8 protein-coding genes are annotated in these 11,773 nt (G+C 49.8%); all 8 read left to right on the plus strand.

Annotated features, from left to right (window positions below; translation table 11 throughout):
• Nucleotides 1-196 precede the first annotated feature (196 nt).
• The 8 genes from pta (at nucleotide 197) to FMR86_RS10170 (ending at nucleotide 11,603) form a co-directional block, all read left to right on the plus strand.
• On the plus strand, nucleotides 197-2,314 hold the full coding sequence (gene pta, locus FMR86_RS10135; protein ID WP_163351029.1) for a phosphate acetyltransferase: 2,118 nt from the start codon (nucleotides 197-199) through the stop codon (nucleotides 2,312-2,314).
• Nucleotides 2,315-3,505 carry an acetate kinase gene (locus FMR86_RS10140; RefSeq protein ID WP_163351031.1) on the plus strand — a complete coding sequence of 397 codons (1,191 nt, stop codon included), beginning with the start codon at nucleotides 2,315-2,317 and terminating at the stop codon, nucleotides 3,503-3,505.
• A gap of 235 nt (nucleotides 3,506-3,740) precedes the next feature.
• Nucleotides 3,741-4,364 (plus strand): lactate utilization protein, encoded by a 624-nt coding sequence (locus FMR86_RS10145; RefSeq protein WP_163351033.1) that lies wholly within the window; start codon nucleotides 3,741-3,743, stop codon nucleotides 4,362-4,364.
• Nucleotides 4,365-4,366: 2 nt separating this feature from the next.
• Nucleotides 4,367-6,526 carry an L-lactate dehydrogenase (quinone) large subunit LdhH gene (gene ldhH / locus FMR86_RS10150; RefSeq protein ID WP_163351035.1) on the plus strand — a complete coding sequence of 720 codons (2,160 nt, stop codon included), beginning with the start codon at nucleotides 4,367-4,369 and terminating at the stop codon, nucleotides 6,524-6,526.
• A 373-nt stretch (nucleotides 6,527-6,899) separates the two neighbouring features.
• On the plus strand, nucleotides 6,900-8,702 hold the full coding sequence (locus FMR86_RS10155; protein ID WP_163351037.1) for a methyl-accepting chemotaxis protein: 1,803 nt from the start codon (nucleotides 6,900-6,902) through the stop codon (nucleotides 8,700-8,702).
• Nucleotides 8,703-8,837: 135 nt separating this feature from the next.
• Nucleotides 8,838-9,140: a Dabb family protein gene (locus FMR86_RS10160; RefSeq protein ID WP_163351039.1), complete on the plus strand. Its 303-nt coding sequence runs from the start codon at nucleotides 8,838-8,840 to the stop codon at nucleotides 9,138-9,140.
• Between the two features lie 256 nt (nucleotides 9,141-9,396).
• Entirely contained in the window at nucleotides 9,397-11,208 is a 1,812-nt protein-coding gene (locus FMR86_RS10165; protein WP_163351041.1) for a methyl-accepting chemotaxis protein, read from the plus strand.
• 56 nt (nucleotides 11,209-11,264) lie between these two features.
• Nucleotides 11,265-11,603: an Hpt domain-containing protein gene (locus tag FMR86_RS10170; protein ID WP_163351043.1), complete on the plus strand. Its 339-nt coding sequence runs from the start codon at nucleotides 11,265-11,267 to the stop codon at nucleotides 11,601-11,603.
• Nucleotides 11,604-11,773: the final 170 nt, after the last annotated feature.

Raw genomic sequence — 11,773 nt, forward strand, 5'->3', positions numbered from 1 at the left:
TAGTCCAGAATGATTTCATTCTGGACTACTTCACTAAAAAACGTTCCAATAGGGATTGGCTGGAAGCAATTTTCCGGGTTTGTAGGATCATTTTAGTCTGATCCGGCCCAAGATGAACTATTGAAATCGCGCGGACTCTTCAAATGCGGCTCTGAAGGTTCCAGCTGTCTGCGCTTTTACACAGGAGATAATCCCAGTGTCTAAAAACCTTTACATCACTGCCACTGAAGAGAAGAGCGGAAAATCTGCCATTGCTCTCGGCGTGATGCAACTGCTGCTGAGAGATCTACAGCATGTCGCTATCTTCAGGCCCATCATCAATGATAGCCAGTCCGGTGATCGTGATCACGATATCAATCTGATCATGAAGCACTTCAATCTGGATATCAGCTATGAAGATACCTATGCCTACACTCTGAAGGAAGCAAGGGAACTCATTAACAGCGGCAAGCATTCCCTGCTGCTGGAAAACATTCTCAACAAGTACAGTGAACTTGAAGAGAAGTATGATTTCGTGCTTTGCGAAGGAACCGACTTTCAGGGTAAAGACCAGAACTTCGAGTTCGACATCAACGCGGAAATTGCCGCCAACCTCAGCTGTCCCGTACTTCTCGTTGCAAACGGAAGAGGGAAGAGTGCTGACGACATTATCGCATCCACCCAGCTCGTAATCGATGCACTCGAAGACAAAGGCGTAGACACCGTCGCCGCTATCATCAACAGGCTGACCGCTACCGACGAGGAAAAAACTGAAATCCTGTCCAGCATTAAATGCAAGACCAGATGTACTCAGGAACTTCTCGTTTACGGTATTGATGAAAATGAAAGTCTGGGCAACCCCAGCATGAACGACGTTCGCAAATGGCTGGACGGTTCTGTTCTCTACGGCCACGGAAGACTCGATACCCTCGTAGATGACTACGTTATCGCGGCTATGCGTATCGGCAACTTTCTTGAATACATTGAAGACGGCAGCCTGATCATCACCCCCGGTGACCGCTCTGATATCATTTTGAGCTCACTGGCTTCCCGTCTCTCCAGTTCTTTTCCGGATATTTCCGGTATTCTGCTGACCGGCGGACTGCAGCCCAGCGCGAGTGTTCACCGTCTCATCGAAGGTTGGACCGGTGTTCCCACTCCCATCCTTTCCGTATCCACCAACACCTACCGTACCACCCAGCTGCTGAGTGAACTGTACGGCAGAATCGATCCTGAAGATCAGCGCAAGACTGCTTCTGCTCTCGGTACTTTCGAAGCAAGCGTCAACGCCGACGAACTGAGACACCGTCTGGTTACCAGCAAGTCCAGCAAGGTTACTCCCAAAATGTTTGAGTACAAGCTGGTCCAGAAAGCCAAAGCCAACAAGCAGACCATCGTTCTGCCCGAAGGCACCGGTGAGCGTGTTCTGCGCGCTGCTGATATGCTGACCCGTCGCGGTGTTGCTGATATCGTTCTGCTCGGTAAGGCCGAGGAGATCGCCGGTAAGATTTCCCAGCTCGGTCTTGAAATGGACGGCGTGCGTATCCTCGATCCCGAATCCGCACCCCAGTTCGACGACTACTGCGAAACCTACTTCAAGCTTCGCGAACACAAAGGCATCCGTATGTCCGATGCCCGCGACCGTATGCTCGATCCCACTTACTTCGCATCCATGATGGTGCAGAAGGGTGATGCCGACGGTATGGTTTCCGGTTCTGTAACCACCACCGCCCAGACCATCCGTCCCGCTTTTGAGTTCATCAAGACCAAGCCTGATGCTTCCATCGTATCCAGTGTCTTCCTGATGTGCCTGAAAGATAAAGTTCTTGTCTTCGGTGACTGCGCAGTAAACCCGAACCCCAACGCGGAACAGCTGGCCGAGATCGCATTGAACTCCGCCCAGACCGCGAAGATTTTCGGTGTTGAACCCCGTGTGGCCATGATGTCTTACTCCACCGGCCAGTCCGGTAAGGGTGCTGACGTTGAGAAAGTCAAGGAAGCGGTCAAGATTGCCAAGGAACGCAATCCTGAACTGAAACTCGAAGGTCCCATCCAGTATGATGCGGCTATCGATCCTTCCGTAGCTAAAACCAAGCTGCCCGACAGTGAGGTAGCCGGTAAAGCCACCGTATTTATCTTCCCCGACCTGAACACCGGTAACAACACTTACAAGGCTGTACAGCGTTCCGCTGAGCAGTCCGTGGCAATCGGCCCCGTACTTCAGGGTCTGAACAAGCCTGTAAACGACCTCTCCAGAGGTTGTACCGTACCGGATATTGTTAACACCGTCGCAATCACTGCAATTCAGGCAGCAGCCGAAAAAGGACAGATCTAAATGAAAATCTTAGTAATTAACGCTGGTAGCTCTTCTCTTAAATACCAGCTTCTCGATATGACCAGCAAAGATGACCTCGCTTCCGGTATTGTGGAACGTATCGGCGAGGACATGGGCACCATGACCTACAAGACCGACGGAAAGGAAGTTTTTGAAAAACCTTTCCCCACCCACAAAGAAGCAATGGTCGAGGTTATCAACATCCTCACCGACGCTGACAAGGGTGTTGTAAAAGACAAGGCTGAAATCGCAGCCATCGGTCACCGTGTAGTTCACGGCGGTGAAACTTTCACCGAGCCTGCTGAAGTTGACGCAAAAGTCATCGAAGGCATCAAGGCCAACATTCCTCTGGCACCCCTGCACAACCCCGGTAACCTTACCGGAATCGAAACCGCCATGGAACTTTTCCCCGGCGTTCGTCAGGTTGCAGTTTTTGATACCGCTTTCCACCAGACCATGGAACCCAAGGTTTTCACCTACGGTATTCCTTACGAAATGTATGAAAAGTTCGGTATCCGCCGTTACGGTTTCCACGGCACTTCCCACAAGTTTGTTGCCCGCGAAACCGCAAAACTGCTCGGCAAGCCTCTTGAAGAGTGCAACATCGTTACCGTTCACCTCGGTAACGGCGGTTCCCTCGCAGCAGTTAAGAACGGCAAGTGCTACGACACCTCCATGGGTATGACCCCTCTGGCCGGTATCATCATGGGTACCCGCTGCGGTGATATCGACCCCGCAATCGTAGGCGTTCTGGCTGAGAAGCTGGGCACCGACGTAGCAGGTGTTGAAAAAGTCCTGACCAACGATTCCGGCCTTAAAGGAATCTGCGGATCCAACGACCTGCGCGACATCCATGCCCGCATCGAAGAAGGCGACAAGCAGGCTGAACTCGCTCTGGACATGGCCTGCCACAAAGTGCGCCAGTTCATCGGTTCCTACTGCTTTGAGCTGGGCAAGGTTGACTGCATCGTCTTCACCGCAGGTATCGGTGAAAACGATCCCGAATACCGCGCACGCACTCTTTCCGGTCTTGAGTCTTTCGGAATCTCCGTAAACAACGACAAGAACTGGAACTGGGATCGCACTCCCTCCTTTATCAGTGATGACGACAGTGCTGTGAAAGTAGCTATCATCGCCACTAACGAAGAACTCGAAATCGCAAACGATACTGTAGCAGTTCTCGGACTGTAGAAAGTATATATTGAAAAAACCGGGGTGAAGTGTGGAAGACTTCACCCCGGTAAAAGAAATGGACAGGCAACTTTTTATTGCGATTATTGCAACTTAAGAAGCACTGCCTGAAGGAAACGGTCCGTAGCAGCCTGTGGAAGAGGCTGTGCCCCCATCTTGTGGAAGGGATGGTGGCAAAACGGAAATATTAACGGAAGATGTTTTAATAACATCGTCCATCGTATTTGGGGGAAAAATGACAGCTAAATCTGAAAGTGTAAAGCTTTTTACCGATAAAGCTGAGCTTGTGTCCGCTGTAGTGACAGAGATTTCTTCTCTGGATGAAGCTTATGCGTACACAATGGATCTCTGCGGAAAAAAAGACGCCTGTAAAATGCTCATTTCCGGTTGTGAACAAAACCTTTCCAGCGATGCTGAGAAACTCTGTGCAACCAAGACCGGTAAAACCATCGTTGCTCCCGCCCTTGCAAAGAAGGAAGCAACCGCACTGGAAAAACAGTGTGAAGAAAACGGTTTTACCATGATCAAAGATAGCGTCCGCAACCATCTCGGCGGCATTGATATCGCTTTTACCTATGCCGACCACGGCATTGCCGAGACCGGTACTATCGTTCTCAACTGTCCCGGAGAAGAATTAAGACTGGCCACCATGATCAGTGAATTCCACGTGGCAGTTCTGCCCAAGTCCAAGCTCGTGGATAACTCCTATGATCTCGAATCATGGATGGAAGGCAACATGATGGAAGGCAACTACACTGCATTCATCACCGGTGCCAGCCGTACTGCCGACATCGAGCGCGTTCTCGCCATCGGCGTACACGGTCCCCTTGAACTTCATATTCTTCTTCTGGAGGACTAATCATGCAGGACGCTAAGAATCTTAAAGAATACAGAAAAGAGATCAGGGAATCCCTTGATAATGATTTTTTGAGAACAGCAATGGACAACTTCGCTGTTGCCTACCGCGGCAGCCGTGCCAATGCGTTCAAAGACATGGACGAAAAAGCGCTCATCGCTGAAATTGCAGATGCCAAAGACGCTTCCGCCCAGAGACTGGATGAGCTTTTCGCCAAGTTCAAGGAAGAAGCCGAAAAACGCGGCGCAGTGGTTCATCTTGCAAAGGATGCAAAAGAAGCCAATGAAATCATCGGCCGCATCGCTGTGGAAGAAAATTGTAAGACCATTGTTAAATCCAAGTCCATGACTGCGGAAGAGACCCTGCTCAACCATCACCTTGAAGATGATCTCAACCTTAAGGTTGTTGAAACCGACCTTGGTGAGTGGATCATCCAGATGCGTAAGGAAGGTCCTTCGCACATGGTTATGCCTGCGATTCATCTTTCCCGCCATCAGGTCAGCGATCTTTTCTCCGAAGTGACCGGCCAGAAGCAGGGCGATGACGTTCAGGCTCTGGTTAAGGTTGCACGTCGCGAGCTTCGTCAGGCATTTGTTGATGCCGACATGGGTATTTCCGGCGGTAACTTTGCTATCGCTGAAACCGGTTCCATCGGTCTGGTTACCAACGAAGGTAACGCCCGTCTGGCTACCACCCTGCCCAGAGTTCATGTAGCTCTCATGGGTCTTGATAAACTGACCCCCAAACTTCATGACGCTCTGCGTGTGATCAAGGCTCTGCCCCGTAACGCAACCGGGCAGGCCATCACCTCTTATGTTACCTGGATCACCGGGTCCAACGAGTGTGCTGCGGCTGAGGATGACAGGAAGAAAGTGCACTTCGTGTTTTTGGACAATGGAAGACGCGCTCTCGCAAAGGACCCGGTGTTCTCTCAGGTTCACCGCTGCGTACGCTGTGGCGCTTGCGCCAACGTTTGTCCTGTCTACCGTATGGTCGGCGGCCACAAGATGGGCCATATCTATATCGGGGCTATCGGCCTCATCCTTACCTACTTCTACCACGGTACCGACAAGGCCAAGAACCTTGTTCAAAACTGCATTAACTGTGGAGCATGTAAGGAAATCTGCGCAGGCGGAATCGACCTGCCCGGCCTGATCAAAGACATTCAGGCCCGCATTCTGGAAGAAGAAGGACATCCCATGTACTCCTCCTTCCTCGCGAAAATGATGAAGAACCGCAAGCTTTTCCACAAGTTCCTGCGCATCGCCAAGACTGCCCAGAAGCCTGTGAAAGCTAAAGACGGCTTCCTGCGTCACCTGCCCATGATGTTTGCCCCGGATCACGACTTTCGCGCACTGCCCACAGTGGCTGAAGTTCCGTTCCGTGACATGTGGGCCAAGGTCAAGCCGGCCAAGCCTGCGGAAACCAAGTACAAAGTTGCCATGTTCTCCGGTTGTGTACAGGACTTCGTATATCCCGAACAGTCCGTAGCCACCGTTGAGTCCATGAAGAACAAAGGCATCGACATGGAATACCCCATGGATCAGTCCTGCTGTGGTCTGCCCCTGCAGATGATGGGCGAAGTGGACGGTGCTAAAGAAGTGGCTCTTCAGAACATGAGAGCATACGAAGGTGTGGATTGCGATTATATCATCACCATGTGTGCTTCCTGCGCTTCCCACCTGAAGCACAACTACGTGAAGATGCTCGGACAGGATCCCAAGTACGCTATGCGTGTGAAGGCATTCGCCGATAAGGTCATCGACTACAGCTCTTTCATGAATGATGTGCTCGGCGTTGAAAAAGAAGACTTCCTTGATTCCGCCGGTGACGCGGTAACCTACCACGCTCCCTGCCACCTCTGCCGTGGTCTGGACGTGAAAGAAGCTCCCCGCGCCCTGATGGAAAAAGCAGGACTTGATTACAAGGAAAGTGCTGAAGAAGAAGTCTGTTGCGGATTCGGCGGAACCTACTCTGTGAAGTTCCCCAAAATCTCCGAACAGCTTCTGGAGAAAAAGCTCAACAACGCTAAAGAATCCGGTGCCAAGGTGCTTCTCACCGACTGCCCCGGTTGCGTAATGCAGATTCGCGGCGGTGCAAAACGTAAAGGTTTCGACCTTGAAGTTAAGCACATCGCTGAATACATGGCTGACCGCAGAAAATAAACATGACACACGCTCACTGTCCGCGACTATGTTTGCCGGTCGCGGACAGTGGTTTAAGCTGCGGCATGTAATAATGCCTCCAAACCCGGTACCTTCACCTCGCAACTGAAAACACCGGTTACAGGCCGCGCACTTAAGGCTTTTCCATTCGCTCGCCCGATGGAAAAGCCTTTTTTGTGTCTATTGTGTTAAACATTCATGAGTGCATGTTTTATAATTGATTTTGATAACGGTATGAGCATTAACTTTTATTGTTTTGTTTCCGATAAATATGTACTGTGACAATTAAGTTGTGAGAAATGTACCTTTTGTCGCACTGGCGTGTCCTTTTTGTTTAATTTTTATAGATTGTTATGAAGTTTTGGAGAGAGAAATGTTAAAAAATTTGTCTATTGGCGGGCGTTTTGTTCTGCTGCTCGCTTCAGTTCTGGTTTTTTTGATTATCTGCGGGGCCATGTTCCTGACTGAGATTCGTCAGGTTGAAAATATAGGCCTTACTGAAATTGAAAGCGTTATGCTGAAAGGGCAGAAGGATAAGATTGAGGTTGCCACCCGCGCTGCGGCAGAATCTCTGGGTGCACAGCTCAGGAATGTTGATGGTGAAGAAGCTAAAGTTGATTTCATACGTAAATCCATTGATGGCTTCAGGTTTGAAAATGATAAATCCGGTTATTTTTTTGTATATAAAGGAACCACTGTTGTTGCCCTGCCGCCTAAGAAGTCTTTGCAGGGTAAGGATCTCAGCGGAGCAAAGGATAAAAACGGTGTTTACTTTGTAAAGGATCTTTCCAGTGCTGCCAGACAGGGCGGGTTTGTAGAATATATTTTTGATAAGCCGGGCAAAGGACTTCAGCCCAAACTTGCTTACGCGACCATGATTCCCGGCACTGACATGTGGATCGGTACCGGGGTCTATATCGATAATATTGAAGCGGAAAAACTGCGTGTCAGAACCGTTATTGATGACGCCGTTGTAGCTGATACAACCAAGATTGTGCTAATCATGCTGGCACTGCTTCTTTTTGCACTTACCCCGCTTTGCATTGTTATTGTCCGTTCCATCGTTGGGCCAGTTAAGGATGCAACAGATGCTGCAGTGAACGTTTCAGAAGGTGATCTGAAAATTACCCTCAATCCCACCGGACGCAGTGAGATTTCCACCCTGCAGCGGGCAATTAACACCATGACCACCACCCTTGATGAGAACCTGACCGACATCAAGCGCAAGGAAGCTGAATCCGCAGAGCAGGCCCGTGTGGCCCAGAAAATGGCTGCCGAGGCTGAAGAAGCCCGCAAAGAAGCTGAAGGTGCCAAGCGCGAAGGTATGCTTGCTGCCGCAAACAAGCTTGAAACCGTGCTCAATAATATCGTTAAGATTTCCCGCGATGTAGAAAGTTCCACCAATGAAATCATGAACGGCAGTGAATTCCAGAAGCAGCGTATCACTGAGACCGCAACCGCCATGGAAGAGATGAACGCCACTGTTCTGGAAGTTGCGCGCAATGCAACTGAAACCAATGAAGACACTGAGCAGACCCGAGATAAAGCCTCCGAAGGGCAGGGTGTAGTACAGGGGACAATCGAGTCCATGGTCGGTATTCAGGACCAGACTAATGAACTTGAAAGGCTTATGGATCAGCTCAATACCCAGTCCATTGAGATCGGTAATGTCATGGGCGTGATTAATGATATTGCTGACCAGACTAACCTGCTGGCCTTGAACGCAGCTATCGAGGCAGCCCGTGCCGGTGAAGCCGGACGTGGATTCGCGGTTGTAGCTGACGAAGTCCGCAAGCTTGCTGAAAAGACCATCGGGGCTACCGATGAAGTTGATAAATCCATCTCCTCCATCCAGGGGCTGGCCAAACAGAATATCGAAGGTATGCACAACGCCGTGGAATCTATTGGCGGAGCTACTGAGCATTCCCGTGCTTCAGGTGAGGTTCTGGCTGAGATCGTGACTCTGGCCGCGAACGCAGCCGGGCAGGTGCAGTCTATTGCCACCGCAGCGGAAGAGCAGTCCGCCACCTCTGATGAGATCAACCGCAGCATCTCCGAAATTGATTCCATGACCGAGGAAAATACCCGTAACAGCATGCGTGCCGCTGAGGCAGCAACTGAGCTCTCCCGTGAAGTTGATGCGCTGGTAGCACTTGTTGAAGAACTCAGAAGTTAGCAGACTGTTGAAAAATTATTTTGAACAGTCTGAATTTTTAGTGCTTGTGGAGCCTGCTAAAATAGGCTCTAATGCTCTCTCCAAATATCGAATCCATTGTCCTGTTCTTCATATGCACTACGGAACGGAGGAAAAATGATTAAACATATTGTATGGTGGACCCTTAAAGAGGAAGCCGCCGGCGGAACTGCGGCAGAGAACGGGCTTAAGATTAAAGAAATGATCGAAGCCCTGAATGGCAAAATTGACGAACTCAACCATGTTGAAATCAGTCTGGATGTATTTGAAGCCCCTGAAGGATGCAGCCTCGTGCTTTATTCTGAATTCGACAGCAAGGAAGATCTGCAGGCTTATGCTGTTCATCCCCTGCATCAGGAATGCGTTGCATTCATCAAGCAGGTGGTCTCTTCCCGTCACGCAATTGATTACGTGATCTAGTAATAGCAAAATATGCTTTAAAAGGCCGGAGACGCAAGTCTTCGGCCTTTTTTATTGCTGGTGTTTTGAAGGGTAATGCTTATATTTATTAAAGGAGATACATTCATTTGTATGAAAAATACAGCGATGAATGTTTTTGTTTGTGTTATTTTTTTATAAAAATAACGCTAAAAACTTTGAATTTCTCCACCAAAGATGTATAAATTAACTAAGGCTGGAAATATTGTTTCCAAATCCGCAAACAAGGGGAGGGCCTATGTTGAAGAATCTATCGATAGGCGCACGTTTTTTCCTGCTGTTGGCTTTGATGGTAATTTTTTTGGTTGTAACCGGTGCGTTCTTTATGGGTGCAATCCGGGACATCACTGCTTACGGGGTCAGCAGTACTGAAGAAATAATGTTTCAGGACCAGAAAGATAAGGTCAAGGTCGCGACCCGGAGCATGGCCTTATCCATTGGTGAAGAAATCAAGCATTTCAAGGACCCTGAAGAGCGGCTCCAATTCATTCGTGAAGCCCTTGATCCTGTCCGTTTTGAAAAGGACGGTTCCGGATATTTCTTTGTATACAAGGGAACTGTGAATATGGTCATGCCGCCCAAGAAGTCCTTGCAGGGCAAGGATCTTGGCGGACTTAAGGATAAGAACGGTCTGCTCTTAATCCGGGAACTTGACAAGGTTGCCCATTCCGGCGGCGGGTATGTGAAGTACTTCTTTGAAAAGCCCGGAGCCGGGGTTCAACCCAAGATCAGTTACGCCATGATGATTCCCGGAACAGACATGTGGATCGGTACGGGTGTTTATATCGATAATATTGAAGTGGAAACCGGGAAGATGGGCGATGCCATGCGTGAAAGTGCCAACGGCTTTACCATGAAGATTGTTCTTGGGGCCGGTGCTGTCCTGCTGCTGATCGTACTTCCGCTGTCCATTTATCTGATTCGTTCCATTGTTAATCCTCTTGTTGAATCCACCGAGGCCGCTACCGAGGTTGCCGAAGGTAATCTTGATGTTTCCCTTAATCCTGACGGGCGCAATGAAATTAGCACTTTGCAGGAAGCTTTGAATACCATGGTCGGAACCCTGTCCGCTAACCTTGAAAGCATCAAGGCCAAGGAAGTCGAGGCACAGGAACAGGCCCGTATTGCTGAAGATGCTGCCGCAGAGGCTCGCGAAGCCCAGATCAGGGCCGAAGGTGCCAAGAAGGAAGGCATGCTTGCCGCCGCCGAGAGGCTGCAGGAAGTGGTTGAGCGTGTATCAAGCATTACTGCCGAGGTTTCCAGCAATGCCGAGGAAATCCAGCGCGGAAGTGAATTCCAGAAGCAGCGTGTAACTGAAACCGCTACCGCCATGGAAGAAATGAACGTGACTGTTCTTGAAGTTGCCAAGAATGCCACTGAGACCAATGAAAGCTCCGCGCAGTCCATGGATAAGGCCCGCGAGGGGGCAAGGCTGGTGCAGGATGTGATTGTTGCCATGGGCAATATTCAGGAACGTACTGCCAACCTGAAGGAATCCATGGAGCATTTGGATGCGCAGGCTGTGGATATCGGTAATGTGCTGGGCGTGATCAATGATATTGCTGACCAGACCAACCTGCTGGCCCTGAATGCGGCCATTGAGGCAGCCCGTGCCGGAGATGCCGGACGCGGATTCGCTGTGGTCGCTGATGAGGTCCGCAAGCTTGCTGAAAAGACCATCGGTGCCACCGAGGAAGTTGACCAGAGTATCGGCTCCATTCAGAAGCTGACCCGTGAAAACGTCAAGGGTATGGATTCCACTGTGGATGCTGTGGAAAAAGCCACTGAGTTGTCGCGCTCCTCCGGTGAAATGCTGGATGAAATTGTCGAACTGGCCGGTAGCTCCGCTGATCAGGTGCGTTCGATCGCAACTGCCGCTGAAGAGCAGTCCGCAACCTCGGATGAAATCAACCGCAGTGTCGGTGAGATTGATTCCATGACCGAAGAGAACGCGCATAACAGTCAGATGGCCGCAGAAGGAACCCGCTCGCTTTCAGCCGAGGTTGAGGAACTTCTTAATCTGGTTGAAGAATTGCGAAGTGAAGAGTAATGTGTAGCGCAAGGGCGGGATTATCCGTCCTTGCGGAATTATTGCTTGGAGGCTTCATGGAATCTGAACTCATTGAGATCGTTGAAAAACATCTGCGCGAGATAGCCGGTGTCCCTGCTGAACAGATGGGCAGTTTTTTGAAAGATACTTCCGTCCATCTGAGGGATACCATGGACAGCCTTGATGAAGCCATTGATGAAGGTGAGTTTGAAACCGTGGTTACCAGTGCCCATATGTTAAAAGGCAGTCTTGTGAATCTGGGATTGGAAGAACTCAGCATGGTTGCCGGCAATATTGAAACAGCAGCTTCCAGTACTTCTCCCCTGTACTTGAGTTGCTATTATATGCGATTGCGGCGGGAGCTTTTGCCCCTGCTTGAATATGCGGATAAATAATTAAAAATCCCGGAGCAACCGCTCCGGGATTTCAGATTGCTGACAAAGTCCTCGCCTTTTGGTGAGGACTTTTTTATATTGTTTGCATGTTAAAAAAGCCTGAGCAAAAGCAAGTCACTGTTGAGTTGGTTACGATTGAAGAATTGGTTCCTGAGAACCATTTACTTCGA

It is taken from the genome of Desulfovibrio sp. JC010 (genome assembly GCF_010470675.1).
Lineage (GTDB): Bacteria > Desulfobacterota > Desulfovibrionia > Desulfovibrionales > Desulfovibrionaceae > Maridesulfovibrio.